We start from the raw sequence: 26,048 nt of genomic DNA on the forward strand, positions 1-26,048 counted from the left end.
CTTAAGCGCTCGCTAACCGCGCGGTAACGATGTGCCGCTAGAACGGACAACGAGGCGGTTGCGCAAGGGCCGCCCCCCGCTCCGGATCAGGTCTTGCGTACCGGAGCCGTACGTTTCGCGAGCGTTCGAGTTGACGCGAAATGCCTGCGTAGTTGAAGCAAAACCGCGCTCTTCCCGCCCGGAAGAACGCGGTTTTCGCATTTGGCAGCGACTTTACATCGGCCGGATGCGATGACCCGCCAGACCCTAACCGTGGCGTAGCTCTGTTCGCGCCAGGTCGAGCGCCCTGGCAATCCTCTCGCAAGCCATGTCGATCGTCGCCTTCGTCCAGATCAAGGGCGGCGACAGGATCATCGTGTCGTTGACCGCGCGCATCATCACGCCGGTGGCGATCGCATGATCCCGCACGCATGACGCCGCCCGGCCGACAGGATCGAAGCGCTTTTTCGCCGCCTTGTCCTTGACGATCTCGATCGCCGCCAGGAGCCCGAAGCTGCGCACCTCGCCGACGAGATCGTGGTCGCCAAGCCGCTCCTTCAGCGCCTTGCCGAGATAAGGCCCGGTCTCGCTCCGCACCCGCTCGATCAAGCCCTCCCGCTCGATGATCTCGAGGTTTTTCAGTGCCACCGCACAGGCCACGGGATGGCCGGAATAGGTGTAGCCGTGGAAGAATTCACCGCCCTTCTCGACGAGAGTGCCGGCGATGCGGTCGCCGACCAGCAGCGCCGACAAGGGCTGGTACCCCGAGGTCAGCGCCTTGGCGGTTGTGATCGTGTCGGGCTCGATGCCCATCGACTGCGCGGCAAACCATTCGCCGGTGCGGCCATAGCCGGTAATCACCTCGTCGAGCATCAGAAGCACGTCGTGCTTGCGGCAGATGCGCTGGACTTCCGGCCAATAGCTTGCCGGCGGGATTTTGACGCCACCCGCCCCCATCACGGGCTCGCCGATGAAGGCGGCGACGTTTTCAGGGCCGGCTTCCAGGATCGCCTCTTCCACCGCGCGCGCGGCGCGCAGGCCAAATGCCTCGTCGCTCTCGCCGTCTTCCGCCAGTTCGTAGGCATAGGGCGGCATCACGTGCGTGATGTTGGGCACGGCGCCATGCAACTGCCCGTGCATGGCCGCCATGCCGCCCAGCGACGTGCCGGCGATGGTGGAGCCGTGATAGGCCCAGTTGCGCGAGATGATGTGGTTCTTTTCCGGCTTGCCCTCAAGCGCCCAGTAGTGGCGCACGAGGCGCACTGCGGTGTCGTTGGCCTCCGAACCCGACGAGCCGTAAAAGACCTGGCTCAGGCCGGAAGGCGCGATCTCGGCCAGCTTCCTGGCCAGAAGCACCGGGGTCGGCGTCGAGCAGCGGAAGAAGGAATTGTAATAGGGCAGTTCCTTCATCTGCGTGTAGGCGGCATCGGCCAGTTCGTCGCGGCCGTAGCCGACATTGACGCACCAGAGCCCGGCCATGCCGTCGAGGATCTCGTTGCCCTCCGTGTCATAGATGAACGGCCCGTCGGCACGCGTTATGATGCGGCTGCCAGCGGCGCGCAGATCCTTGTGATCGGTGAAAGGGTGTAGATGGTGTGCTGCGTCCGCCTCGCGGAGCTGCGCCAGTGAATAGTTTTGGTAGGTCATGGGTTTGTTGTCCTTGCTTGAATCGATCCGGCAACTGCCGGGGCTAATTCAGGCACGAACGGGCGGCGAGTAGCCGATGCGTGCGCACAGCCTCAGCAACTCCGTGTGACGCGTACGCGGCGACGGCGTCGAGGCGGCAAAACGCATCAGGGTCTGAAGCTTGCGCATGCAGGGAGATTAGCCGAGCCGTTCGCGCGGTTTCAAGCTCGCAAAGGTGGGCCCCGGGGGCGCTAATACCTCCAATGTCGCATTTCTGACAGGCGCCTCGCGCGCCAATGTCGCATTGCTCGCGCTTGTGGTCGCCGCTTCCCCTATCCGGCTTTTGCCGATGCGCCAATATGGACCGATAGCCCGAAAACCATTCACGGGAGCGCCACGGGACCCATGGACATGACGACGTCGAGCCCCTCGCCCACGGCCGATCGCGGTCGCCGCGGTGGTCGCGCCGGCAAGCGCGCTGCAGGTTCGGACGCTTTCGAGCAGAAGCCATTCCGCCAGCTAATCATCCCTTTCGAACCGACACGCGGCGTTTCCGAGGACGAACTGGAAGCAATCCACCTGGCCTCGCTGCGCGTGCTCAAGGAGATCGGCATCGACGTCCTGCATGACGACGCCCGTGCCATCATGAAGAAGGCCGGTGCCGATGTGCGACCCGGCGACGACCGCGTGCGTTTCGACGCCGACATGATCCTGGAATGGATGGGCCACTGCCCGTCCGAATTCACGCTTCACGCCCGAAATCCCGAGCACAATGTCCGCTTCGGCGGCAACAACATCATCTTTTCGCTGATGGCCTCGGCGCCCAACTGCGCCGACAATGACAGCGGCCGCCGGCCCGGCAACCAGCTCGACTACCGCAACCTTCTGAAACTCGGGCAGCAGCACAACATCATTCAATGCACGGGCGGCTATCCGGTCGAGCCGATCGACATCCACCCTTCGATCAGGCACCTGGAATGCATTCGCGACCTCGCCACCCTCACCGACAAGGCCTTCCACATCTATTCGCTCGGCAAGGAGCGCAATGTCGACGGCATCGAGATCGCCCGCATCGCCCGCGGCGTCTCGCGCGAGCAACTGGCAGACGAGCCCTCATCCTTCACCATCATCAACACCAACTCGCCGCTCAAGCTCGACATCCCGATGATGGAGGGCATCATCCAGATGTCGGGCGCCGGGCAAGCCGTCGTCGTGACACCCTTCACGCTCGCCGGCGCGATGGCGCCGGTGACGGTCGCCGGCGCACTGGTCGAACAGAACGCCGAGGCGTTGGCCGCGCTCGCCTTCACGCAGATGGTGAGAAAAGGTGCGCCGGTCGGCTATGGCGGCTTCACCTCCAATGTCGACATGAAGTCGGGCGCGCCGGCCTTCGGCACGCCCGAATACATGAAGGCACAGCTTGTCGGCGGCCAGCTCGCGCGGCGCTACAATATCCCCTATCGCACCTCCAATGTCTGCGCGGCCAACACCGTCGACGCGCAGGCCGCCTATGAGAGCGTCTTTTCGCTGTGGGGCGCGATCCAGGGAGGCGGCAACCTCCTGATGCACGGCGCCGGCTGGCTCGAGGGCGGGCTGCAATGCTCCTACGAAAAGCTGATCCTCGACATCGAACTGCTGCAGATGGTGGCCGAGTTCATGACGCCGCTCGAAGTGACCGAGGACGCGCTTGCCGTGGACGCCATTCGCGCCGTCGGTCCCGGTGGCCACTTCTTCGGCACCGAACATACGCAATCGCGCTACAAGACCGCCTTCCATCAGCCGATGATTTCCGACTGGCGCAACTACGAGAACTGGCAGCTGGCCGGCAGCCCGACAGCGATCGACCGCGCCAACACGCTTTGGAAGGAGCGGCTTGCCGCCTATCAGAAGCCGCCTATGGACCCCGCGATCGAGGAGGAACTCAACGATTTCGTCGAGCGTCGCATCGCCGAAGGCGGCGCCCCGACGGACTTTTGAGAGCAAGCCATGACCACGCTCGACTGGCATGCCGGGCGCAGCGACCTGGCCGCGATCGCGACGCTGGACCGGGCACCGCAGGACGGTGGCATCGACCTCGTCGCCGTGCGCGCCTACCGGCTGGGTCGCGTTCGCGCCGAAATGGCGAAGCGCGACATTGCCGCCCTCATCCTGTCGGACCCCGTCAACATCCGATACGCCACCGGCACGCGCAACATGCAGGTCTTTTCGGCGCGCAACACGCCGTCGCGCTATCTGCTCGTGACCGCCGATCGCACCATCCTCTATGAATTCACCGGCTGCATGCATCTGGCCGACGGCTATGAGATGGTCGACGAGGTGCGCCCTGCACTGACCGCCAGCTTCGTCGCCGCCGGCCCGCGCATTGCCGCGCGCGAGCGTGCCTGGGCAAGGGAGATAGCCCTGACGCTCAAGGAACTGGTCGGCTCGAGGTCAACGGTCGGGCTCGAACGAATGAACGCCGGCGCGGCGCTGGCGCTGAAGGAGCACGGCGTGTGCATCGTCGACGCTCAGGAACCGGTCGAGATGGCGCGCGCCGTCAAGTCTGCCGAGGAGATGAAATGCGTACGCGCGTCACTCCGTGCCACTGAAGTCGCGGTCGGCCGCATGCGCGGGGCGATCCGCCCCGGCCTGACGGAGAACCAGCTCTGGTCGGTCATGCATCAGGCGGTCATCGCCCAGGATGGCGACTATTGCGAGACCCGCCTGCTCTCCTCCGGCGAGCGGACTAATCCGTGGTTCCAGGAATCTGGCCCGCGCATCATCGGCGACAACGAGCTGATCGCGCTCGATACCGACGTCGTCGGCTGCCACGGCTACTATTCCGACTTCTCGCGAACGTTCCATTCCGGACCAGGCCGGCCGAGCGCGGCGCAACGCGAACTCTACCGGACCGCGCGCGAGCAGGTCGAGCACAACATGGCGATCCTCCGGCCCGGCCTGACCTTCCGCGATTACGCTGAAAAAGCCTGGGACATCCCGGAAAAATACCATGCCAACCGCTACTACCTGTCGGCGCATGGCTGCGGGATGACGGGTGAATATCCCTATCTCTACCACAGGGCGGACTTCCCGGCCGCCGGCTATGATGGCGTCATCGAGCCGGGCATGACGTTGTGCGTGGAAAGCTACATCGGCGAGGAAGGCGGCAGCGAAGGCGTCAAGCTGGAACAGCAGATCCTCGTCACCGAAACCGGCATCGAGCTCCTTTCCGAATTTCCCTTCGAAGATGCGCTGCTCGCAGGCAACGCATGATTCAGATCTGACAGAAACGGGTACAAGCGCATGAAATCCCATGCAAAAGTGGTTGTGATCGGTGGCGGCGTCGTCGGCTGTTCGGTGCTCTATCACCTCGCCCGGGCAGGCTGGACCGACATTGTTCTGATCGAGCGATCGGAGCTCACGTCGGGATCGTCATGGCATGCCGCGGGCGGCTTCCATACGCTCAATGGCGATCCCAACGTCGCCAAGCTGCAGGCCTACACGGTGCAGCTCTACAGGGAGCTGGAGGAGCTTTCGGGCCAGTCATGCTCGCTTCACCTGACCGGCGGCGTGATGATGGCCGACAGCCCCGAGCGCATGGATTTCCTCAGGCTCGCCCACGCCAAGGGCCGCTATCTCGGCATGGACACCGAACTGATCACGCCTTCCGAAGCCAAGGCGATGTTCCCCTTCATGGACGAGAGCCATTTCGTCGGCGCCATGTGGGACCCCGTCGAAGGCCATCTCGATCCCTCGGGCACCACCCACGCCTACGCAAAGGCGGCCCGCAAGCTCGGCGCCGAAATCGTCCTGCGCAACCGGGTCGTCGAACTCACCCAGGAAGCCGACGGGACCTGGAACGTCGTCACCGAGCAGGGCACGGTGCGCTGCGAGCATGTCGTCAATTGCGGCGGCCTGTGGGCGCGAGAGGTCGGTCGCATGGTCGGCGTCGAACTGCCGCTGCTCGCCATGGAGCATATGTATCTGCTGACCGAGCCGATGCCGGAAGTCGAGGCCTTCAATCGGGAAACCGGCCGCGAGATGGTCGGGGTGCTGGATTTCAAGGGGGAGATCTATACCCGCCAGGAACGCAACGGCATTCTGCTCGGAACCTACGAGAAGGCGTGCAAGCCGTGGTCGCCGCGCGAGACACCTTGGGATTTCGGCCACGAATTGCTGCAGCCGGACCTCGACCGCATCGCGCCGTCACTTGAGATCGGCTTCAGGCACTTCCCTGGCATAGCCAATGCCGGCATCAAGCAGGTGATCAACGGTCCTTTCACTTTCGCGCCGGACGGCAACCCGCTGGTCGGCCCCGTGCAGGGGCTGACCAATTTCTGGTGTGCCTGCGCAGTCATGGCCGGCTTCAGCCAGGGCGGCGGCGTCGGCCTCGCGCTCTCAAACTGGATGGTCAATGGCGATCCCGGCTTCGACGTCTGGGGCATGGATGTCGCCCGCTTCGGCGAATGGGCGAGCCTGCGCTACACCAATGCCAAGGTGCGCGAGAACTATTCGCGCCGTTTCTCGATCCGCTTTCCCAACGAGGAACTGCCGGCGGCGCGACCGGCCCAGACGACGCCGCTCTACGACACCATGGTCGCGCAGAACGCGGTGATGGGCGACAGCTGGGGCCTCGAAACGCCACTCTGGTTCGCGCCCGAAGGAAGCGAGGCAAAGGACATCGTCTCCTTCCACCGCTCCAACGATTTCGACCACGTCGGCAACGAGGTGCGCAGGACGCGCGAATCGGTCGGCGTGACCGAGATCGCCAATTTCGCGAAATACGAAGTCAGCGGGTCCGGTTCGGAAGATTTCCTCAACCGGCTGATGACCAATCGCATGCCGCGGGCCGGGCGCATCGTGCTGACCCCGATGCTCAACGAGTTCGGCAAGCTGATCGGCGACTTCACGATCGCGAAGGCCGCGGAGGACCGCTTCATGATCTGGGGTTCGTCCGCGGCCGCGAAGTACCATATGCGCTGGTTCGAAAAACACCTGCCGAATGACGGTACCGTCCGTATCCATCGTTTCGACCAGACCCTCGTCGGACTGTCGATCGCCGGCCCGAAATCACAAAAGCTGCTTCAGAAACTGGTCGATGCCGACGTCTCGTCCAAGGCGTTCCGCTTCATGGATTTCCGCGAGATGGCGGTCGCCGGCGCGCCGTGCATGGTCAACCGCATCACCTACACCGGCGATCTAGGCTACGAGATCTGGATGCAGCCAGCCTATGAACGGTTGGTCTATGAGGGGATCAAGCAGGCCGGCGAGGAATTCGGCATCGTCGATTTCGGCATGCGGGCGCTGCTGTCGATGCGGCTCGAAAAGAACTTCCCGACCTGGTTTCGCGAGCTCCGGCCGATCTACGGCCCGTTCGAGGGCGCGATGGAGCGTTTCGTCAAGCTCGAGAAGAACGATTTCATCGGGCGCGAGGCGGCAGCAGCCGAACACGCCAACGGGCCGAAACTGAGGCGGGTGTCGATGGTCGTTGACGCGCTCGACGCCGACGTGATGGGCGACGAGCCGATCTGGGCCAGGGTCGACGGCCGCGATTTCGGCACCGTGGAAAAGCCGCACGGCTATGGCGCTCCGCGGTTTGGACGGGACGGCAAGGAGGTGCGCGGTTCGGCGGCGGCGGACGGTGCCTCGAGCGTGCGGGGCATCCGCGACGGCGACTGGAGCGTGGTCGGCTGGGTGACCTCCGGCGGCTACGCGCACCATGTCGGCAAATCGATGGCGCAGGGATACGTGCCGGTCGAACTGGCCGAGAACGAAACAGACGGGCTCTTCGAGATCGAGATCCTCGGCCACCGCCGCCCGGCACGCATCAATGTCGAGCCATTGTTCGACCCGACCGGCGAAAAGATGCGCTCATAGAGCAGCGCCCCTTTCGGTACGCCTACTTCGTGCAGCCGTTGACGTTCTTGGCGCAATAGGGATCGACGCTCACGCCGGGGCAGCAATAAGGCAGTTCGTCCGAGCAATACGCGCCGCTGCCTGTCGGGCATTCGGCGCCTGCGACAGGCACCAGCGGCGTTCCGGCCGCGGGCGGCACCGGACGCTCGCCTTTGAACACGACCACCGTCATCGGCACCGAATTTTCGGACGCCGCGCCAGCCCGACCGGGCACGAGCATCATCGTAAGCACTGCTGCGGCGAGAAACGGCATTTTGAGGACATGCGACATGAGGACCTCCCTTCGCATGCGGCCGGCAATCCGGCCGCCCGGAGATGCCAGCTTGATCCGCGGGTCGCCTGCGGCCACTCTCACAGGCCACAGGGAGGAACCCGCATGGCCAATCATACAACATCTTTGCACGCACCGGCGGTCAATCTTGCCGAGGCCGAGGCCGCCGTCGACCTGCCGCCGATCGGTTCGCGCGAACGCTACGACGTCCTGATGCAGGTGGTGACGAACCGCGTCACCGTGCGCGCCTTCGATCCCGATTTCGAGGTGCCTCGCGAGCATTTCGAGCTGATCCTGGAGGCTGCACGCCACGCGCCGTCCGGCGCCAACTCGCAGCCTTGGCATTTCATCGTCGTCACCGACAAGGCGCTGAAGGCCGAGATTTCGGGCTATTTCGTCGAGGAACAGCGCCGCCGCGCCAAGCTGAAGATGAAGTTCCCGACGCCCGACTATCGCGGGCTCGAGACCGCGCCCGGCCTGATCGTCGTTGCCACCGATTTTCGCTGGGTAAACGCCTTCCCCGTGCTCAGGGACGACGAATCCGACCTGAACCGCATGTACAGGGAAAACGCCGAGCGCATCCTGTTGCAGTCGGTTGCCGCCGCCACCATGTCCGCGCACCTCGCCGCCGCAGCCCTCGGCTACAATGTCTGGTGGGTCACCGCGATCGGCCAGGAGGCGGCGCAGGAGGCGATGAAACCGCGCCTCGGCATTCCGGAGGAACTGTCTATCCTCGACATCATGGCCTTCGGACCGCCGGCCAAGACGCCTTACAAGCGCTGGCGGCGCGACCTCGATGCGATCACCAACTGGAACCGCTTCGATCCCGGACATCACATGAGCGACGCCGAACTGGACGACTGGATCCACAACCAGCGCCACCGCGTCATGTACAAGGACGCCTCCAAGATCGACTGAGCCGGTCGAGCGGCACGTGCTCGCCGGCGCGTCCGAATCCCGCAAGTCCGTGTCGGCTTTGTGCGTTGTCGCCCCTGTGGAATGCCTCCAGTCTCGCTTGAACGGAGGCGCCATGGACACAGACCCCAAAGCCGGCTTCGGCCGCCATCGCAAGATCATGCCGTTCCTGCCCGACCTCGCGGACCCACGCGACGAAGCCGCACTGCTCAAGGCCTCACGTGAAAAGGCAGGCTTGCTCAACCAGCACGTACTTGGCTACGGCGCGCTGGCCGAGGCCGAATGGGCGGCCGCCGGCATTCCCGATCCCGACCTTGGCGCCATGCGCCGATACCGCCTCGAGCGTATCCGCGCCGAGCTTGCCCGGCACGACTATGCCGGCCTGATTGTCTACGATCCCGTCAATATCCGCTACGCCACCGACAGCACCAACATGCAGCTCTGGGTGACGCACAATGCCACCCGCTTCTGCTTTGTCGGCGCCAATGGCCGGGTGATCCTCTACGACTACCACCACAGCGAACATCTTTCCGACCATTCCGGGGTGGTCGACGAGGTGCGCCCATGCCTTTCGACGATCTTCATGTATGGCGGGGACCTGATCACCGAGCGCATCGGCCGCTGGGCCGACGAGGTCGCCGACCTTGTGCGCACCGAATGCGGCACGAACCGCCGCATCGCCTTCGATCTGCTGCAGCCGGACGCCTACGCCGCGCTGGTCGCCCGCGGTATCTCGGTGCATGACGGCCAGCAGGTCATCGAGCGGGCGCGGTCCGTCAAGTCGCCCGACGAAATCCTGTGCATGCGCCGCGCGATCACCGCCTGCGAGCGCGCCATGGGTGAAATGGAGGCGGGTCTGCGGCCCGGGATGAGCGAGAACGATCTCTGGGCGCTGCTGCACCATGGCAACATCGTGCGCGGCGGCGAATGGATCGAAACCCGGCTGCTGGCCTCCGGTCCCCGTACCAATCCCTGGTTCCAGGAGTCGTCGTCGCGCGTCATCGAGGCTGGCGACCTCGTCGCCTTCGACACTGACCTCATCGGGCCCTACGGCTTTTGCGCCGACATCTCGCGTACATGGCTGGCCGGTGACGGGTTGCCAGATGGCGAACAACGCACGCTCTACGGCATTGCCGCAGATCAGGTCGCGCACAACACCGCGCTGCTGAAACCCGGAATGAGTTTCCGGGAACTCTGGGAAACCGCGAAGCTGCTTCCCGAGGACTGCCTGCCCAACCGCTATGGCTGCCTCTATCACGGCGCTGGGCTTTGCGACGAGTACCCGACCATCCCCTATCCGCAGGATGTGGAGCCCGACATTCCGGCCGACGACGTGCTTCTGCCGGGCATGGTGTTGTGCGTGGAAAGCTACACCGGCCGTCTCGGCGGCCATGAAGGCGTCAAGCTCGAACAGCAGGTTCTGATTACGGAAACGGGCTGCGAGCAGTTGTCCGCCTACCCGCTCGACGAGCGGCTGGGCTAGCGCAATAGGAAAAAAGTGCCTCGCATTCTACCGCAGGCCTTTGCCGATAAAATATTCCGCGTCTCGAACGAATTCCATGATCCAGTCCCATACCGAATCATGGATACGCTCAACGGTGTTCCGGTCTCCGTTCATCATGAACACGGCAGCGTCCGAACCCTCGCTAGCCGGGATGAATGTCGGATAGTCGCCCTGCCGCGCCGAAATGAAGAATACGGGTCCCGTCTCCGGCAGTGACACGCCGTCAGCTTCGAAATCCTGCATCGCGCTTCGGCCGTGGCGATTCACCTCGTCGAGCCGATCGGCGTAGATCCAGAACTCCATGCGGTCGACGAGCCGACCGGCGCCGTGGCCGATGAGACGCAGAATTTCCTTGTACGCGTCCGGCAGCGGGCCGTAGCGATCCTCGATCTGTCGGATTTCCGCCTGGGTGCAACCGCGTATTTCGTCCGGGGATGCGATTCCGCCCTCGATCAGCTTCCGGCGCAGCAAACGCGCGTCCGGCCGGTCCTGTATCGCGTTCCGGATCGCTTCGTGAAGGTCTGCCACTACCCTCGACGAGATATAGGGAAGTCCCGGCCGAAATCCGGTCCACCCAACCACCGCGACCTCCCGCGCTGCTGGCTCAAAACGCTGCGCCAGCGACCAGGTCCGGCAGTCTATCGCGGCGATGTCGGCCCGGCCCTCTGCGACCGCTCGGATCGAGAGCCGGTGAGCCCCCGTCTCGACGAGCGCCGAAAACACGCCGATATCTTGCCCGGCGGCCTCGAGATCCTGCCGCAGCGCAATCATGCCGGACATCGAATGCGGCTCGTTGAAGGCCAGACGCCGCCCTTTCAGAATTTCAACCGGTAGCACGGGCCTGCCGTCCGGCGGGCGGGGCGCGCCGCGATTGCCCCAGGCGCTGGCTGACCCCCGCCGCATCAGCAGCGCGCTGGAATAGGACGTGCCACGGCCGCCCTTGTATGGCGCATAATCGGGTTGACCGACGACGGCCACTTCCTTTGAGAGCCCGGTTTCCTGCATCGGCCCCCAGCAGGTCTGGCCGAAAAGCAGTGCCGGATGCCGCCACAGCGTCGCGAAGTCGAATTCATCCGGCGGTAGTGTCGCCGGATCGGGCGCAATCACCGCGCCGTGCGCATCACGGATGCCGCCGGGAACCGCCGGCAGGTCGGCGTTGCGGCGAGCCAGCACGACCGGCGCATCGATGCCTGCCGCGACGAGCCGGTCGCGGATCGCGGCCCACTGCGCGTCGGTCTCGGCCCGCACTTCGGGCCAGTCATACATGGGCAGTGCGGCGACGAACGAACTCATGCAGCCTTATGCCGGCCCGGGCGGGTAATGAGCAAGCGGGCCGCCGCCTCAGTCTTTCGGCGGCCTTGCCGGCACCGGCACGGTGCCGCCGAGATTGCCGACGCCGTGGCTGCGCACACGGGGGCGGAAAGCGCGACCGGGCTCGGGCGCACGACGCAATGCGGGATGCACGACCGGCTCCTTGGCCTTGAGCGCAAAGGCGCGAAACAGGGCCAGGTAGTTCGGATAGACATAACCGTCGTTGCGCGCGACCCACTCGGCGCGCCGTTCGGCAAACAGTCCCGGCAAACGGTACCACGGGGCGTTGGGCAGCTTGTGATGCACAAGATGCAAATTGTTGTTGAGGAACAGCAACGCCAGCGGTGACCGTTCCACGATGATGGTGCGACCGTCGGGTCGTTCCGACCACTGGTGCTCGGCATAGGTGCGAATCGAGATCAGCGCCTGCCCGATCCAGACCGGACCGACGACGTAGAGCCAGAGCGGCATGTCGAAAACCAGCACCACGACAGGAATGACCGCGGCCAGCCCCGCCGCATGCAGGAGCCATGCCTTTCGGACCGAGCGTTCGCCCGCCGCCATCAGCCGGATATCGGCGATGAAGAAGCCGATGCTGCCGAGCCAGGGATTGATGAGCAACCGGCCGAGCATGGTGTTGTTGGCGCCAAGCAGAAACTTCATCGCCGGCGGCAGCGCCTCGTGCTTCCAAAGCGCCCGGTAGTAGCTCTCGGGATCGTCGAACGGGTCGGTGAGGCGTTCGTCGGCATGGTGCCGCAAATGAATGGCCTTGAAACGCCGGAACGGCCACACGAGCCCGACCGGCAGCGCTACCAGGGCCTCGTTGAGACGAGCATTGCGCGTCGGATGGCCGTGCGAGGCCTCGTGCATCAATGAGGATTGCAGGGCGAGGATGACACCCAGCACAACAATGGCGAAGGCTGGATAAAGCGGCCACAGGTAGAAGCCGGCTGCCAACCAGCTTCCGTAGCAGATGAAAATCAGCCCCACTGTGGGCCATTCCACGGGGCCGATGCCGCCGCGGGAGTGTTGCCTGGTCATCCTTGTCAATGTGCCTTTGCTGCGGAATCGACTGATTCCTGACACAAGCTTGTCAGCAGCAGGCGTTTTGCTCAATGCGAGAACGCGCACGAAGCGTTGATTTCGCGCACCTTCATACGCTACCGTTTACTATTGTAATCATCACAGCCGGCAGCGAAAGGGTCATCGATGGACAAGCGCGACCTCTCCGGACAGTTCCGCGAGCGCCTCAAGGCGCTGCTGCAGCGTTCCGGCGCCAATCAATCAGCCTTTGCGTCGAGCGTTGGCATCGACCGTTCCGCGCTCTCGCAGCTCCTCTCGGGAGCCACCACCCGGCTGCCGCGCGCCGAAACGCTGATGAACATCGCCGAGCGCTATCGCGTCTCGCTCGACTGGCTTCTTGGCCTCAGCCAGGACGAAGGCCTGACCGGCGAAATCCGTGAGACCTTCGAGATCGAGGAAAGCGGCGGCGGCTTTGATCGCACGCTCCTCGCCAAATGGCACGCCGAGGCAGCCGGAACCAAGATCCGCTACGTGCCTGCCGGCCTGCCCGATCTCCTGCGCACCGACGCGCTGATCGAATACGAGGCCAACATCACCAGCCGCAGCCGCGAAAGCCAGTACGACGAAACCCAGTACCGCATCGACTACACCCGCCGCCCGGAGACCGACATGGAGGTGTGCATGCCACGCCACATGCTCGACATCTTCGCCGCCGGCATGGGTGTTTGGCGCGAATTCCCCGAGCGCTCGCGCCGCGCTCAGCTCGAACACATGGCCCGGCTTCTGGACGAACTCTACCCCGCCTTCCGCCTGTTTCTCTATGACGGGCTGGCGCGTTATTCGATCCCCTACACGATCTTCGGACCCTATCGCGCCGCAATCTTCGCCGGAGACATGTATCTGGTCCTGAACGCCACCTCGGCGATCCAGACGCTGACCCGTCATTTCGACAATCTGATCCGCGCTGCCGTCATCAATCCGCACGAATCGGCAGCCTACGCCGCTGAGTTGGCAAAGAGGTCGAGTTCCGGTTTCTCGCCGCATCTCGATCGATTGACGTGATATAAAGATTTCTTTATATCGTTATGCAAGATCTTCTTACGCGAAAGCCCCCACCGATGCTGAATCCGATCGACGCCCTTCTCGCCGAAAAGGGCGTGCTTCTTGCCGACGGCGCCACCGGCACCAATCTCTTCGACATGGGGCTCGTTTCCGGCGAGGCGCCGGAGCTCTGGAACGAGACTGCCCCGGAAAAGATCGCCGCGCTTCATCAGGGCTTTGTCGATGCCGGGGCCGACATCATTCTCACCAATTCCTTCGGCGGCACCCGCCACCGACTTAAGCTGCACGACGCCCAGGACCGTGTCTTCGAGCTTAACCGGCTTGCGGCCGAGATCGCTTGCGACGTGGCCGCCAGCGCGGACCGCAAGGTCGTCGTCGCCGGCTCGGTCGGCCCGACCGGGGAGCTGTTGCAGCCGCTGGGTGCGCTGACCTACGACGATGCCGTCGAAGCGTTCGCCGAGCAGATCGAAGGGCTGAAGGCCGGCGGCGCCGAGGTCGCCTGGATCGAAACCATGTCCTCGCCGGAAGAAATTCGCGCGGCCGCCGAGGCGGCGATCCGTGTCGGCCTGCCCTACACCTTCACCGCCTCCTTCGACACCGCCGGCCGTACCATGATGGGGCTGGCGCCGAAGGACATCCACGCCGTCACCGACGGTCTGGCCGCAGCACCGCTCGGTGTCGGTGCCAATTGCGGCGTCGGCGCGTCCGACATCCTCGCCTCGCTGTTCGACATGACCGAGGCCGCCCCGGCCGCGACCGTCATCGTCAAGGGCAATTGCGGGATTCCGGAATTCCGTGGCACCGAGATCCACTATTCCGGCACCCCGGAACTGATGGCGGAATATGTCAGGCTCGCCGTCGACGGTGGCGCCAGGATTATCGGCGGTTGCTGCGGCACGTCCTTCGAACATCTGAACGCGATGCGCTTGGCGCTCGATGCGCATCACAAGGGCGCCCGCCCCGCGCTCGAGACCGTGATCGAGCGTATCGGCCCGATGCGCAACAAGATCGCCAGTGAGAGCGGCGCCGCCAGCGCGCCGCCCCGGCGCGAACGCCGCCGCGCAAGGGGCTGAACCGCTCGGTCGTGTCCGCAACGTCAGGCCCGCTTTCGTGAAAAAGGCCGGCAGGAACGAGGTCCTGCCGGCCTGCCTCACCCGCCCAAAGGGACGGCGGCACGTTTCCCGCGCGGTCGCGGAAATCGCCCGGCCGCCCCGATCGCCCTCACCGCTTGGAGGCGTCGAGCGCCGAGGCCAGGCGCACGAGCTGGAGGAACTCCGCACGGTAGCCGAACGGGTCGGCGCCGCGCGCGGCGGTGGCGATTTCCATGATCCGCTCATAGTCGAGGCCGGCCGTCTGGTCGGTGTCGCGCAGCTTCTGGCCGAAGGCGGCGACGGCGACCGAGAAGCGCTGGTCGTCGCTGGCCTGACCGAAGCTCGCAATCTCCTCGGCGGCCGTCACCGGGGTCTCGATCAGCTTCGAGACGTCCTCATCCGGCAGCTTGTAGCGGATCTTCACGAAGGCATATTCGTCGGCGTGGGCGATGCCGGCGGCGTTGTCCGTCTTGGCCTCGCCATAGCGCAGATCGTCGATCACCTGCGCCGGGCTGCCCTTCGGCGTGATCTCGTAGATCGCCGTGACCGAATGGCCTGAGCCGATGTCTCCGGCGTCGACGCGATCATTGTTGAAGTCCTCGCGCTTCAGCGCCCGGGTCTCGTAACCGATCAGCCTGTATTCGGCGACCGCCTCGGGATTGAACTCGACCTGGATCTTCACATCCTTGGCAATCGGAAACAGCGTCGAACTCGCCTCCTGGACCAGCGTCTTTTCGGCCTCGGCGAGCGTGTCGATATAAGCCGCCGTGCCGTTGCCGTTCTGGGCGATCGTCTGCATCATCTGGTCGTTGTAATTGCCGCGGCCGAAGCCGAACACCGACAGGAAGACGCCGGATTCGCGCTTGGATTCGATCAGCCGCTTCAGGTCCTCGTCCGAGGTCTGGCCGACATTGAAGTCGCCGTCGGTCGCCAGCATGACCCGGTTGACGCCGCCTTCCACGAAGCTTTCCTCGGCAAGGCGATAGGCCTGGCGCAGGCCGGCTTCGCCGGCAGTCGACCCGCCGGCGCCGAGCTTGTCGAGCGCAGCCAGGATCTTTGCTTTCTCCGAGCCTTTGGTCGGCTCCAGCACCGTGCCGGCACTTCCGGCATAGGCCACGATCGAGATGGTGTCGTCCGCGCCCATGCGCTCGACCAGCAGCCGGAAGGCCGACTTCAGCAGCGGCAGCTTGTCGGGCTGGTTCATCGAGCCCGAAGTGTCGACCAGGAACACCAGGTTCGACTTCGGGTTTTCGGCCGGCGCAACATCGTAACCCTTGATCGCCACATGCATCAGCTTGGTGTGGTCGTTCCAGGGCGTCGGCATGACGGTGATGGTCGAGTTGAACGGCGTCTCGGCGTTCTCGGGCCCCTGCCAGTCATAGGGGAAGTAGTTGACCATTTCCTCGACGCGCACCGTATCGGCCTGCGGCAGCACGCCCCGCTTCAGCGAAGAACGCACGAAGGCATAGGACGCCGTATCGACATCGATCGAGAAGGTGGAGACCGGGCTTTCCAGCGCCGACTTCACCGGATTGGTGTCGAAAACCTCGAGCCGGTCGCGGTTTTCTTCCGGCACCGGCATCAGGTCGGGCGGCATCACGCCGGTGGCCGGCGGCGGGCTGGCGGCGATCCGCGGCGCGTTGAAGCCGTCGGCGCCGCGCATGTCGCGGTGTTTGGTGAGTTGGCCAATCGGCGCCGCAGGCTGCGACACGGCCATGTCCGCGGCCGGCTCCTCGGCTTCTTGCTGCCGTTTCGGTTCCGGCCTCGGCGCCGACTCGAGCGCCAGTTCGCGCTTGACCTCGCCCGCACCGTCGCTTTCGGCGCTGCCCTCGCCGCCCGCGCCGGTGCTCAGCACACCACCGCCCAGGCCAGGGCCCAGCGGCTGTTCATTGAGCAGGTAAAAGGTCGTGTATCCAGCCACCGGCAACACCAGAAGGCTGGCGATGGCGGACGAGGAAAGCAGCTTGTGGTTCATGATCCGGCTCCAGAAGTTTCTTGTTCCGGAGCTTTGACGTTGCTGAGCAGCCGATCCTTGGGGCCGGCTCGAAAAATTTTCGTCGAAGACCGACAGCGCGGCTAAAACCGCGCGTTCGCGCGCTTCCTCGCTCGGCGCCGGAACGCGTGCCTTTCGCAGGATGTCCAGTTCGTCCTTGGCCATGTCAGTTTTCCCGGGCTCCGTCCTTCATCAGGACCTTGAGCCGCTTCTTTGCCTCGTGGATGTGCCAGGAGACGGTTGCCTCCGCGCATCCCATCACCTCCGAGGCTTCCTCGTGGCTGAGTTCCTCGCCATAAACGAGGAGCACGGCCTGGCATTGCTTGGTCGGCAATTGCCGAACCGCTTCCCAGAGCGCCCCGGCCTCGTCCTCGGCTTCCGCCGTCGGACCGCCCTCGGTCAGGGCCTGTACGGCATAGGCCTCTGTCTTGGCCTTTTCGCGAGCGGTTTTTCGTCCGTGATCCCGCGCCGCGTTCAGCGTCAGCGTATAAAGCCAGGTCCGCAACCGGCCTTCGCCGCGAAAGTCCCGAAGAGCGCGCGCCAGCCGCATACACACCTCCTGGGCGATATCCTCGGCGTCCGTCTGGCGGCCGCACCAGCGCCACGCCACCCGGTGGATGAAGTCGTAGTGCCGCTCGACAAGGCGCGCGAAGGCCTCGCGGTCGCCTTGACGTGCGCGCGCCACAAGTCGCTCTTCATCCTTTTCCGTGCCGGCCAGCATCAGCGCCTTCTTTTGTCCCTGAGACGCCGCGACTTTCGCATTCCTTGGGTCGGGCCGGAACTTTTTTCGGCAGTCAGCGGCGCGAGCCGTAGAGCCTGAGGAAGAGCCTGATGGCGCGCTCGGCTCTTGCAGCGATCTCCTGACCCTCAAGCGACGGCAGCACCCCGATCGCCCGCCTGATCTGCAGATCGCCGATCAGCAAGCCGATAAAGGTCTCCGCCGCCTCTTCATGATCGTCGCAGTCGAGCGCGCCTGCCTTCCTGCCGGCCTCGATCAGCCCGGCCAGCAAAGGCAGGATCGCATCGCGCCCGCCTTCCGCGATGGTGGCGCCCAGCGTGGCGGTTTCGTGAACGTCACCGACGGCCGCCCGGTTCAGCGCGACGGCCCGGTCGCTGGTCACCGTTTCCAGCAACATCGGCGCGAGTCCTCTCAGCACTTCGATAGGGTCGGCGTTACCCGACGCACTCCTTTCGAGATGCGTCCGCGCGGCCTGGGCCTTGCGGCGCACCAGCGAGGCGAACAGCGCCTGCTTGTTGCCGTACCAGCGATAGAGCGTTTCGTTGGAGGCAGCCGCGTGCTTGGCGATCACCAGCATCGACGTCGCCTTGTAGCCCTTTTCCGCCAGCACCTCGTAGGCAGCCGCCTCGATCTGACGCTGCCGTTCTTCCTGCCGTTCCGCGCGCAATTTGGTCTCCGCAAATCAGTTGACATTTACAGTACACAAGTTTACGGAAATGTAAAAGCGTACAGAACAATACGAAAACTGGAGGCAAAATCGATGACCGAGACCCGTCCCGCGAACCCCGCCACCGCATCGCTGCTGGTGCTGATTATCCTGCAACTCGTGATGCTTGCGGCATTGTTCGCCCGTACGCCGCCGCATCCGCCGCTCGCGGTCGCACCCTTCGCGATGGCGCCATTCCTTGCCGCGGCAATCGCTGTGGCAGCGGCTGCGATGATGCTCGGCGCCGAGCGAACGCGAGGCGGCGCCGCGCTTTCGGCACTGGCCGCGTTGGCCGCGCTCGTTTCCTACGGGCCTCACAAATGGTTCGACGCGGCGATCCCCGAGATATGGCCTGCGGTGCTGACCGCCGAAGTCGCGGTCGGCGTCATCGCCTGGCGGCTCGTCAGGCTGTCGCCACTCGCCGCCAACGCACATCCGGCCGGCCACTCGTCGCGTTGATGCGTTGGGAGCCAGTGCAATGTCTACCGAGGCCGCGCCGGGTTGCCCGCCACGATGGCGTCGGCCGCGACATCCTTCGTCACCACCGAACCGGCGCCGACGAGGGCGCGATCGCCGATGGTGATACCCGGCAGGATGATCGCGCCGCCGCCGACCCAGACGTCACGTCCGATGGTCACCGCCAGCGCGCGCTCAAGCCCCTTGGCGCGCAATGCCGGATCACGATGATGGTCGGCGCAGTAGATCTGGACCGCCGGTCCGAACATGCTGCCGGCGCCAACCCTGACGGGTGCCGTGTCGAGCACCGCGCAGCCGGCGTTGAAATAGACGCCGTCGCCGAGAAACAGGTTGAAGCCATAAGCGCAATGGAAGGGCGCCTCGATGAACGCACCCTGCCCCAACGCGCCGAACAGTACGGCAAGCTCGGGAGCCATCGGCCCGCGCTCAGCGGGCGGCATGGTATTGTGGGCGTGAACCGCCGCCCGCACCGTTTCGCGCAGCCGGTCCAACTCCGGGTCGATACAGCAATACCATTCCCCGGCCGCCATCTTTTCACGTTCGCAGCGTGTCACCAGTCTTGTTCCCGCTCTTGAGAAAATGCTCCATCAGGACCACATAGGCCCTGCAGCCGCTGCGGGCCGATTCACGTCATCACCGGTGGGCTTCCCGCCTTGTCGCGTGGGCGCCCCTCCCCAATCGGCTCAATGGACTCAGGCCCGATCGGTCGCTAACTATCGGAGAAAGCCCAGCCATGGAAAGGCCTCCGGCGTGAACCAGCTTCGCGTTCAACGCAGGCTCGCCGCCATCCTCGTCGCGGACGTGGTCGGCTACAGCCGCTTGATGCGCGCCGACGAGGCGGCAACGCTCGCCCGCCTGTCGCGGCTGCGTGGCGACGTGCTCGACCCCAAGCTGTCCGAGTATGGCGGCCGCCTTGTGAAGTCGACCGGCGACGGGCTGCTGGCGGAGTTTCCGAGCGCCGTCGACGCCGTGCAATATGCGGTCGACGTCCAGACCGGCCTCGTCGCCCGCAAGGCGGAAGCGCCGGAAGAAACCCTTCAGCTCAGGATCGGCATCAATGTCGGCGACGTCGTCATTGAAGGCGACGACCTGCTTGGTGACGGCGTCAACGTCGCTGCGCGCCTGGAGGGCATTGCCGAGACGGGCGGCGTCTGCATCTCCGCCTCCGTCTACGACCAGGTCCGCCACAAGCTCGACCTCGACTTCGAGGATCGTGGCCTGCGGGAAGTCAAGAACATATCCGAGCCGGTACGAACCTACGCGGTGAAACCCAAGGGCGCGGCGCAAAAACAGTCTGGAGACGGCCGCCTGATGATCACCGACGTGCCTTCGATCGCGGTCCTGCCGTTCGACAATATGAGCGGCGATGCCGAGCAGGACTATTTTTCCGACGGCATCACGGAGGACATCATCACCGATCTGTCCAAGATCTCAGAACTGTTGGTGATCGCCCGCAACTCCTCGTTCACCTACAAGGGCCGCGCTGTCGACGTGAAGCAGGTCGCCCGCGAACTTGGCGTGCGACACGTGCTTGAAGGATCGGTGCGCAAGGCCGGCAACCGCGTGCGCATCACCGCGCAGCTCATCGACGGTCGCACCGGCGGCCATGTCTGGGCCGAGCGCTACGACCGGGTTCTTGAGGATATCTTCGCCATCCAGGACGAGATCACGCTGTCTATTGTGGGCGAGTTGAAGCTTCGGCTCGACCTCCTGGAACGCGACCGCCTGGGCACGACGCCGTCGGCCAATGTCGACGCCTACGATCTCGCCTTGCGTGCTCGCGAAAAGCTCATGGCGACCGCCGATCGCGGCTGCGCCGAAGAAGCAATGGCCATGTTCGAGCGTGCGCGCGAACTCGATCCGCAATTTGTCGCCCCCAATGTCGGCCTGGCCTTCGCCCATATCATGGCCTACACCAACGCTTGGTCGGACGATCCCGAGGCGTCGCTTGACTATGCCAATGAACGCGCCAGAACGGCCGTCAAGCTTGGCCCGGTCGATCCGCTGGCCCGGCGAGCCTATGCCGTCGCGCGGTTGTGGAAGCGCGATCTCGACGGTGCGTGGGACGAGCTGGCCCGCGCGACGGAACTGGCGCCGAACGACGCCGAATTGCTTGCCACCCGCTGCAACATGCTGACCTATCTGCACGAGCCGGCTGCCGCCGTGGCAAACATGGAAAAGGCGATGCGGCTCGATCCGCGCTACCCGAGCATGTGGACCCACTTCCTCGGCCATGCCCGTTTCATGATGGGCGACTACGAGGGCGCGGTCCGCGAGTTCCGTGAGCGGATCGCACGGCAACCCAACACGGATCTGTCGCGCGCCTTCCTGGCGTCATCCTATGGTCATCTCGATCGGCCGGAGGACGCGCAACGCGCCTGGGACGACATGCTCGCCGTCAATCCGGACTATTCGCTCGAGCAGAAGCAGCGCGTGTTGCCCTACAAGGATCCTTCCGACTGGACCCGCTTCCTGGAGGGCCTGCAAAAGGCCGGCTTGCCACGCTGAGGCTCCGCGCCGCGCGCGGTGGCACTCACCGCACGAACGCCGCCATGTGGAAAGCCTGCTGTTCCTCGCCGTAACGCCACGCCGCGCCGACTGGGCAGGCCTGCCGCGCGAGGCAGCCCTTCGTCCGGCATGACGGGCCGCTCGCCGAGCGCACATGGCTCCGGCAAGCGTCATGGTCGTAGCGCTCTTCCTTGACCGCTCCTGCCGGACAGGCGGAAAGGCAGGGTTTTCCGATACATGCATCGCATGGATGATTCGATGCGCGAACCGGATCCAAGGGGATGGCTTCGTCGAAAAGCAGCGCACCGCGATAGGCATGCCAGAGCCCGAACGCGGGATGGATGAGGACACCCAGCGGCGACGGCCGCAGTCCTTCGGCGCGCATTGCCCAGCGCTGGAACGGCAGGAAAGGCCTGTCGGAGGGAAACACCGCGCGGGCCGAAAACGTCGGCGCTACCGCGCCGATGACGTCCTGACACCAGCTATCGAGAGGATCGGCAAGATCGGCCGGCAGCGCCGCGCGCCAGCGCGAAAAATGCGGCCAGAACGCCCCGCCGGCATTGCCGACCAGAACGATCGAACGCGCGCCCCTGCCGGACGGCCCCGGCGGAGTATCGTCGTCAGTCCCGAAGTCGAAACCGCCGCGCAATGACAGCCCATGCTCGGCGAGCGCCTCGGCCAGTTGATCGAGGTTCAAGGCGTGATCGGATTGCGGCTGTCGGCCAGGATCTTGCCGCCGATCGCCACGAAGCAGACGCCCGCGGCGCGCTCGATCCAGTGGCGGGCGCGCCCGAATGACCGGATCACCGGGGCCGACGACATGCACAGGCTGACGAAGGCGTACCATAGAGCCGAGCTCGCCATGACCAGCGCCACCATTGTCGCCATCAGCCACCCGGGCGTTTCGGCGGTCACCGAGGTGGCGAAGACGCTGGCAAACAACACCACGGCCTTGGGATTGGTCAGCGTGACCAGGAACCCGAACAGCAGCGAATTCCCGCGCGAGCCTTTTTCATCATCGATCTCGATCGTTTCCGGTTTCGCGAGCACCAGCCTGATGCCGAGATAGATCAGATAGGCGCCGCCCACTGCCCTGACCGCCCAGGCCAGCCATTCGAACTCGACGAGGACGGCCGACAGCCCGACCAGACTGAGCGTGGCATACATTCCGAGCCCGAGAGTCACGCCGAGCGTCGTCATCAGCCCCGCCGCTGTGCCGCGCGTCATCGACGAACGCACCACGGCGACGAAATCGGGGCCCGGCAGGATCAGCGCCGGGATGAAGATGGCGAACACGGTGACGAGCAGGACGGCGGGTTCCATGGGGCACGGGCCTCGAAATGCGGCTACTCGAACAAGTCAACCACCACGTCCGCCCGCTTGCAATAAGCACGGTCGTGATAGCTCACCCCTGGTCTGGCCCCCGCACCGTCGAGCGCCAGACTTCCTTGTGGATGATGTCGGCCACTTTAGCCCGGCCGTCTTCGGGCTTCTTTCACGTGAAGGCGTCGGGCATCGACTCCTTCTTCTTGGCCACATAGTCCTTGAGCCCGTCATGCACGCCCGGATCGAGCGTCGGCGCCTCGTAATTTTCCAGCCAGCGCCGCGCCAGGCCATTGGCGCGCTGGGGCGCGGTCTTCTCGCCTTCCGCCTGCCACTGCTCGAAGGAATTGTTGTCGGCGATCGACGAGCGATAGAAAGCGGTCTGGAAATTCGCCTGGGTATGGGCGCAGCCGAGATAGTGGCTGCCCGGCCCGACCTCGCGGATGGCGTCCATCGCCTGCCCGTTCTCCGAAAGGTCGACGCCGACGGCAAGCTTCTGCGCCATGCCGAGCTGGTCGACATCCATGACGAACTTCTCGTAGCACGACGCCAGCCCGCCCTCGAGCCAACCGGCCGAATGCAGCACGAAATTCGTGCCTGCCAGAAGCGTCGCATTGAGCGTGTTGGCGCTCTCATAGGCGGCCTGCGCATCGGGAATCTTGGAGGCGCACAGCGAGCCGCCGGTCCGGAATGGCAGGCCGAGCCGACGCGCCAGTTGAGCGGCGCCGTAGGAGACCAGCGACGGCTCCGGCGTGCCGAAGGTCGGCGCGCCGGACTGCATCGAGATCGACGAAGCGAAGGTGCCGAACACCACCGGCGCACCAGGGCGCACCAGCTGCGTGAACGCCGCGCCCGCCATCACCTCGGCCAGCACCTGCGTCAGCGTGCCGGCAACCGTCACCGGGCTCATCGCGCCGGCCAGGATGAACGGCGTGATGATGGTTGCCTGATTGTTGCGTGCGTAGACCTTTGCCGCACCGAGCATGGTCTCGTCGAACACCATCGGCGAATTGGCGTTGATCAGGTTGATGACGACCGTGTTCTGCTCGACGAATTCGGCGCCGAACAGGATCTTGCACATCTCGACGGTGTCTTCGGCCCGCTCGGGCGCCGTGACCGAACCCATGAAGGGCTTGTCGGACAGCGTCATGTGCGAAAGCACCATGTCGAGATGGCGCTTGTTGACCGGCACGTCGACCGGCTCGCAAACCGTGCCGCCGGAATGATGGATCGACGGCGCCAGATAGGCGAGCTTCACGAAATTGCGGAAATCTTCGATCGTGGCGTAGCGGCGGTTGCCGTCGAGATCGCGCACGAAGGGCGGCCCGTAGACCGGCGCAAATACCGTGGCATCGCCGCCGATCTCCACGGAGCGGCCGGGATTGCGTGCATGCTGTGTGAAGGTCGCCGGTGCGGTCTTCAGAAGTTCGCGGCACAGCCCCTTGGGAAAATGCACCCGCTCGCCCTTCACCTCGGCGCCGGCGTCACGCCAAAGCTTCAGCGCCTCCGCGTCGTCACGGAACTCGATGCCGATTTCTTCCAGAACCTGATCGGCATTGGCCTCGATCAGGGCGAGGCCCTCCTCGTTAAGCACCTCGTAGGGCCTGATCTTGCGGCGGATATAGGCCTGCTGGGTGCCGGGGCCACCACCCGAGCGCGCCGCGCGGCGCGCCGAGGCGCCGCCTCCGCGATCGCTGCGCCCACGCCTTGGGGTGCCGGCCTCCTGTTCGACTGCCAGGTTCTCGACCATCGGATATCTTCCCGAAAAAGGTTGCGGATCGGGTGGCGAAGCAGCCTTCCGATCCTTTGTCCGGATCGTATTCATGGGCCTTCGCCGAACCATCCCGCAAACGCCAAAGCCTGTCGCAAAATCGACAGAAATCACCCCGAGAATTCAGTCGTTTTCGTATTGGCGAACGTCGCAAATCGGCTATTCCGCACGACCTCTCGCCGAATACACATGGGGACGAAGGCTCGGGGTCTTTTCCCCGTTAGCTCGCGCGCAGGGAGCCGCCGATGTCCGACGACGAAATCATCCTCTCCGAACTCGACGACGAAGAACTCGTGCAGCAGATGCACGACGACCTCTATGACGGCCTGAAGGAGGAGATCGAGGAAGGCACGCGGATCCTGCTCGACCGCGGCTGGGCGCCCTACAAGGTGCTGACCGAGGCGCTCGTCGAGGGCATGCGCATCGTCGGCGAGGATTTCCGCGACGGCATTCTGTTCGTGCCCGAGGTGCTCCTCTCGGCCAACGCGATGAAGGCCGGCATGGCGATCTTGCGCCCGTTGCTCGCAGCCACCGGCGCGCCCAAACAGGGCAAGATGGTGATCGGCACCGTCAAGGGCGACATCCACGACATCGGCAAGAACCTCGTCGGCATGATGATGGAAGGCGCGGGCTTCGACGTCGTCGATCTCGGCATCAACAATCCGGTCGAAAAATATCTCGAGGCGCTGGAAACCGAGCAGCCCGACATTCTCGGCATGTCGGCGCTCCTGACCACCACCATGCCCTACATGAAGGTCGTGATTGACGCCATGAAGGAAAAGGGCATCCGCGACGAATTTATCGTGCTGGTTGGCGGAGCTCCGCTCAACGAGGATTTCGGCAAGGCGATCGGCGCCGACGCCTATTGCCGCGACGCCGCCGTCACGGTCGAAACTGCCAAGGACCTGGTCAAGCGCAAGCACAACATCCGCGCCTCGGCGTGACCGGGCTGATTGGCAAGACGCGGTCGTTCAATCGCCGCCGCCATCTGCATATTCGGGCGAAGCGCAGCCGCTGAGCGATGGCGTCATTCCGGCAAGCGCTACTACAACGGCCAGCGAGGCGATGAGCTTTTTCATGGCATCCACCTTTGTCGCGGAGCCCGGGATCGTAGCAGGATGAGCGCGAACACCCAAATCCCGGTTGCCGACCGCCTGCTCGTCATCGGCTGCGGGATGATTGCGCGCGAAGTGCTGGCGGTGAAGGACCAACTCGGCCTTGACCAGCTCGAACTCACCTGCCTGCCTGCCGAACTGCACTATCATCCTGACCGCATCCCCGCCGCGATGGACAAGGCGATCACCGAAGCGAAGGCCGACGGCTATCGCCACATCTTCGTCGGCTATGCCGATTGCGGCACCGGCGGCCTGCTCGACCGCGTCTGCGAACGGCATGGCGTCGAGCGTATTGCAGGGCCGCACTGCTTCGCCTTCTACCAGGGGCTGACCGCGTTCGAGGAGCGCGGCGACGCCGACATGACGTCGTTCTACATGACCGACTTCCTCTGCCGGCATTTCGAAACCTTCTTCATGAAACCGCTCGGCCTCGACCGCCATCCTGAACTGGCCAGGGACTTCTTCGGCAATTACGAAAAACTCATCTATCTGGCCCAGACCGACGATCCGGCATTGGACCGCGTGGCCGAGCAGGCGGCTGCGATGCTCGGCCTTGCCTATGAACGCCGCGCGACCGGTTACGGCGATCTGGTCGCCGCACTCGAAAACGCCTGAGCGCCGCCGTCCGATCTCGAAAGCGCCGGAATCGGCGCCTACGAAATAGGTATCCGCCACGCATCGGTGCCGCGTTCTTGCTGCCAACCTTGGAAACCGCCATCTCCCTGCTGTTGTCCCGGCG

The 26,048-nt window shown here is 64.7% G+C and carries 22 protein-coding genes and 1 pseudogene; 11 read left to right on the forward strand and 12 right to left on the reverse strand.

Annotated elements, in window-relative coordinates:
• Positions 1 to 246: 246 nt before the first annotated feature.
• Entirely contained in the window at positions 247 to 1,626 is a 1,380-nt protein-coding gene (locus tag FQ775_RS08800) for an aspartate aminotransferase family protein (protein WP_146301544.1), read from the reverse strand.
• A 390-nt stretch (positions 1,627 to 2,016) separates the two neighbouring features.
• Between FQ775_RS08800 and FQ775_RS08805 the strand changes: the two genes are divergently transcribed.
• From FQ775_RS08805 to FQ775_RS08815, 3 genes are read left to right on the forward strand one after another with little or no spacing between them, the layout of a single operon-like run.
• Positions 2,017 to 3,582 (forward strand): trimethylamine methyltransferase family protein, encoded by a 1,566-nt coding sequence (locus tag FQ775_RS08805; RefSeq protein WP_146301545.1) that lies wholly within the window; start codon positions 2,017 to 2,019, stop codon positions 3,580 to 3,582.
• A gap of 9 nt (positions 3,583 to 3,591) precedes the next feature.
• Positions 3,592 to 4,857, forward strand: coding sequence for a M24 family metallopeptidase (locus tag FQ775_RS08810; protein WP_146301546.1), 1,266 nt, complete (start codon positions 3,592 to 3,594; stop codon positions 4,855 to 4,857).
• Positions 4,858 to 4,887: 30 nt separating this feature from the next.
• A complete protein-coding gene (locus tag FQ775_RS08815) occupies positions 4,888 to 7,461 on the forward strand; it encodes a GcvT family protein (protein WP_146301547.1) in 2,574 nt (857 codons plus the stop codon).
• 22 nt (positions 7,462 to 7,483) lie between these two features.
• Here FQ775_RS08815 and FQ775_RS08820 read toward each other — a convergent pair whose 3' ends face one another.
• Entirely contained in the window at positions 7,484 to 7,849 is a 366-nt protein-coding gene (locus FQ775_RS08820; RefSeq protein ID WP_167812858.1) for a hypothetical protein, read from the reverse strand.
• 27 nt (positions 7,850 to 7,876) lie between these two features.
• Here FQ775_RS08820 and FQ775_RS08825 point away from each other — a divergent pair, with 27 nt between their 5' ends.
• Both FQ775_RS08825 and FQ775_RS08830 read left to right on the forward strand, forming a co-directional pair.
• The gene (locus FQ775_RS08825; protein ID WP_167812860.1) at positions 7,877 to 8,689 is read left to right on the forward strand and encodes a nitroreductase family protein; all 813 of its coding nucleotides are present in this window, start codon (positions 7,877 to 7,879) and stop codon (positions 8,687 to 8,689) included.
• Between the two features lie 112 nt (positions 8,690 to 8,801).
• Positions 8,802 to 10,169, forward strand: coding sequence for a M24 family metallopeptidase (locus FQ775_RS08830; RefSeq protein WP_146301549.1), 1,368 nt, complete (start codon positions 8,802 to 8,804; stop codon positions 10,167 to 10,169).
• A 27-nt stretch (positions 10,170 to 10,196) separates the two neighbouring features.
• Here the strand turns inward: FQ775_RS08830 and FQ775_RS24155 are convergent, their stop codons facing one another.
• From FQ775_RS24155 to FQ775_RS08840, 3 genes and pseudogenes are all read right to left on the reverse strand, one after another.
• Positions 10,197 to 10,661, reverse strand: a complete 465-nt coding sequence (locus FQ775_RS24155) for an SMI1/KNR4 family protein (protein WP_349291511.1) — start codon at positions 10,659 to 10,661, stop codon at positions 10,197 to 10,199.
• A 21-nt stretch (positions 10,662 to 10,682) separates the two neighbouring features.
• A pseudogene (locus FQ775_RS23930) lies at positions 10,683 to 11,483 on the reverse strand (phosphate/phosphite/phosphonate ABC transporter substrate-binding protein); the annotation flags it as partial.
• Positions 11,484 to 11,531: 48 nt separating this feature from the next.
• Positions 11,532 to 12,542, reverse strand: a complete 1,011-nt coding sequence (locus tag FQ775_RS08840) for a fatty acid desaturase (protein ID WP_146301551.1) — start codon at positions 12,540 to 12,542, stop codon at positions 11,532 to 11,534.
• 168 nt (positions 12,543 to 12,710) lie between these two features.
• On the opposite strand from FQ775_RS08840, the gene FQ775_RS08845 reads away from it, so the two are divergent.
• Both FQ775_RS08845 and bmt read left to right on the forward strand, forming a co-directional pair.
• Positions 12,711 to 13,586 (forward strand): helix-turn-helix domain-containing protein, encoded by an 876-nt coding sequence (locus FQ775_RS08845; protein WP_146301552.1) that lies wholly within the window; start codon positions 12,711 to 12,713, stop codon positions 13,584 to 13,586.
• Positions 13,587 to 13,642: 56 nt separating this feature from the next.
• Positions 13,643 to 14,659 carry a betaine--homocysteine S-methyltransferase gene (gene bmt, locus FQ775_RS08850; protein WP_146301553.1) on the forward strand — a complete coding sequence of 339 codons (1,017 nt, stop codon included), beginning with the start codon at positions 13,643 to 13,645 and terminating at the stop codon, positions 14,657 to 14,659.
• Between the two features lie 148 nt (positions 14,660 to 14,807).
• Here the strand turns inward: bmt and FQ775_RS08855 are convergent, their stop codons facing one another.
• From FQ775_RS08855 to FQ775_RS08865, 3 genes are all read right to left on the reverse strand, one after another.
• Positions 14,808 to 16,652, reverse strand: coding sequence for a vWA domain-containing protein (locus FQ775_RS08855; protein WP_432420053.1), 1,845 nt, complete (start codon positions 16,650 to 16,652; stop codon positions 14,808 to 14,810).
• A gap of 184 nt (positions 16,653 to 16,836) precedes the next feature.
• Positions 16,837 to 17,391 (reverse strand): RNA polymerase sigma factor, encoded by a 555-nt coding sequence (locus tag FQ775_RS08860; protein ID WP_146301555.1) that lies wholly within the window; start codon positions 17,389 to 17,391, stop codon positions 16,837 to 16,839.
• A 73-nt stretch (positions 17,392 to 17,464) separates the two neighbouring features.
• Positions 17,465 to 18,076 carry a TetR/AcrR family transcriptional regulator gene (locus tag FQ775_RS08865; RefSeq protein WP_146301556.1) on the reverse strand — a complete coding sequence of 204 codons (612 nt, stop codon included), beginning with the start codon at positions 18,074 to 18,076 and terminating at the stop codon, positions 17,465 to 17,467.
• A gap of 93 nt (positions 18,077 to 18,169) precedes the next feature.
• Here FQ775_RS08865 and FQ775_RS08870 point away from each other — a divergent pair, with 93 nt between their 5' ends.
• Positions 18,170 to 18,574: a hypothetical protein gene (locus FQ775_RS08870; protein ID WP_146301557.1), complete on the forward strand. Its 405-nt coding sequence runs from the start codon at positions 18,170 to 18,172 to the stop codon at positions 18,572 to 18,574.
• A 23-nt stretch (positions 18,575 to 18,597) separates the two neighbouring features.
• On the opposite strand, the gene FQ775_RS08875 is transcribed toward FQ775_RS08870, so the two are convergent.
• Positions 18,598 to 19,146: a sugar O-acetyltransferase gene (locus FQ775_RS08875; RefSeq protein WP_206064854.1), complete on the reverse strand. Its 549-nt coding sequence runs from the start codon at positions 19,144 to 19,146 to the stop codon at positions 18,598 to 18,600.
• 196 nt (positions 19,147 to 19,342) lie between these two features.
• Between FQ775_RS08875 and FQ775_RS08880 the strand changes: the two genes are divergently transcribed.
• The gene (locus FQ775_RS08880; RefSeq protein WP_349291505.1) at positions 19,343 to 21,100 is read left to right on the forward strand and encodes an adenylate/guanylate cyclase domain-containing protein; all 1,758 of its coding nucleotides are present in this window, start codon (positions 19,343 to 19,345) and stop codon (positions 21,098 to 21,100) included.
• Between the two features lie 25 nt (positions 21,101 to 21,125).
• Here the strand turns inward: FQ775_RS08880 and FQ775_RS08885 are convergent, their stop codons facing one another.
• From FQ775_RS08885 to FQ775_RS08895, 3 genes are all read right to left on the reverse strand, one after another.
• Positions 21,126 to 21,797: a hypothetical protein gene (locus FQ775_RS08885; RefSeq protein ID WP_146301559.1), complete on the reverse strand. Its 672-nt coding sequence runs from the start codon at positions 21,795 to 21,797 to the stop codon at positions 21,126 to 21,128.
• A complete protein-coding gene (locus FQ775_RS08890) occupies positions 21,794 to 22,423 on the reverse strand; it encodes a LysE family translocator (RefSeq protein ID WP_146301560.1) in 630 nt (209 codons plus the stop codon). The genes FQ775_RS08885 and FQ775_RS08890 overlap by 4 nt, the downstream gene beginning before the upstream one ends.
• A 172-nt stretch (positions 22,424 to 22,595) precedes the next feature.
• A complete protein-coding gene (locus tag FQ775_RS08895; RefSeq protein ID WP_146301561.1) occupies positions 22,596 to 24,173 on the reverse strand; it encodes a trimethylamine methyltransferase family protein in 1,578 nt (525 codons plus the stop codon).
• A gap of 266 nt (positions 24,174 to 24,439) precedes the next feature.
• Here FQ775_RS08895 and FQ775_RS08900 point away from each other — a divergent pair, with 266 nt between their 5' ends.
• Together FQ775_RS08900 and FQ775_RS08905 are read left to right on the forward strand one after the other, a co-directional pair.
• Entirely contained in the window at positions 24,440 to 25,138 is a 699-nt protein-coding gene (locus FQ775_RS08900; RefSeq protein ID WP_146301562.1) for a corrinoid protein, read from the forward strand.
• Positions 25,139 to 25,312: 174 nt separating this feature from the next.
• Positions 25,313 to 25,924: a DUF1638 domain-containing protein gene (locus FQ775_RS08905; protein WP_146301563.1), complete on the forward strand. Its 612-nt coding sequence runs from the start codon at positions 25,313 to 25,315 to the stop codon at positions 25,922 to 25,924.
• Positions 25,925 to 26,048 lie beyond the last annotated feature (124 nt).

Origin of the sequence: Nitratireductor mangrovi, from assembly GCF_007922615.2 — a bacterium.
Taxonomy (GTDB): Bacteria; Pseudomonadota; Alphaproteobacteria; order Rhizobiales; family Rhizobiaceae; genus Mangrovimarina; species Mangrovimarina mangrovi.

Excerpts from the sequence above, each read along its gene's own strand:
- FQ775_RS08800 (WP_146301544.1), bottom strand. The coding sequence starts at position 1,626 with ATGACCTACCAAAACTATTCACTGGCGCAGCTCCGCGAGGCGGACGCA.
- FQ775_RS08805 (WP_146301545.1), top strand. The coding sequence starts at position 2,017 with ATGACGACGTCGAGCCCCTCGCCCACGGCCGATCGCGGTCGCCGCGGT.
- FQ775_RS08810 (WP_146301546.1), top strand. The coding sequence starts at position 3,592 with ATGACCACGCTCGACTGGCATGCCGGGCGCAGCGACCTGGCCGCGATC.
- FQ775_RS08815 (WP_146301547.1), top strand. The coding sequence starts at position 4,888 with ATGAAATCCCATGCAAAAGTGGTTGTGATCGGTGGCGGCGTCGTCGGC.
- FQ775_RS08825 (WP_167812860.1), top strand. The coding sequence starts at position 7,877 with ATGGCCAATCATACAACATCTTTGCACGCACCGGCGGTCAATCTTGCC.
- FQ775_RS08830 (WP_146301549.1), top strand. The coding sequence starts at position 8,802 with ATGGACACAGACCCCAAAGCCGGCTTCGGCCGCCATCGCAAGATCATG.
- FQ775_RS08840 (WP_146301551.1), bottom strand. The coding sequence starts at position 12,542 with ATGACCAGGCAACACTCCCGCGGCGGCATCGGCCCCGTGGAATGGCCC.
- FQ775_RS08845 (WP_146301552.1), top strand. The coding sequence starts at position 12,711 with ATGGACAAGCGCGACCTCTCCGGACAGTTCCGCGAGCGCCTCAAGGCG.
- bmt (WP_146301553.1), top strand. The coding sequence starts at position 13,643 with ATGCTGAATCCGATCGACGCCCTTCTCGCCGAAAAGGGCGTGCTTCTT.
- FQ775_RS08855 (WP_432420053.1), bottom strand. The coding sequence starts at position 16,652 with ATGAACCACAAGCTGCTTTCCTCGTCCGCCATCGCCAGCCTTCTGGTG.
- FQ775_RS08860 (WP_146301555.1), bottom strand. The coding sequence starts at position 17,391 with ATGCTGGCCGGCACGGAAAAGGATGAAGAGCGACTTGTGGCGCGCGCA.
- FQ775_RS08870 (WP_146301557.1), top strand. The coding sequence starts at position 18,170 with ATGACCGAGACCCGTCCCGCGAACCCCGCCACCGCATCGCTGCTGGTG.
- FQ775_RS08890 (WP_146301560.1), bottom strand. The coding sequence starts at position 22,423 with ATGGAACCCGCCGTCCTGCTCGTCACCGTGTTCGCCATCTTCATCCCG.
- FQ775_RS08895 (WP_146301561.1), bottom strand. The coding sequence starts at position 24,173 with ATGGTCGAGAACCTGGCAGTCGAACAGGAGGCCGGCACCCCAAGGCGT.
- FQ775_RS08900 (WP_146301562.1), top strand. The coding sequence starts at position 24,440 with ATGTCCGACGACGAAATCATCCTCTCCGAACTCGACGACGAAGAACTC.
- FQ775_RS08905 (WP_146301563.1), top strand. The coding sequence starts at position 25,313 with ATGAGCGCGAACACCCAAATCCCGGTTGCCGACCGCCTGCTCGTCATC.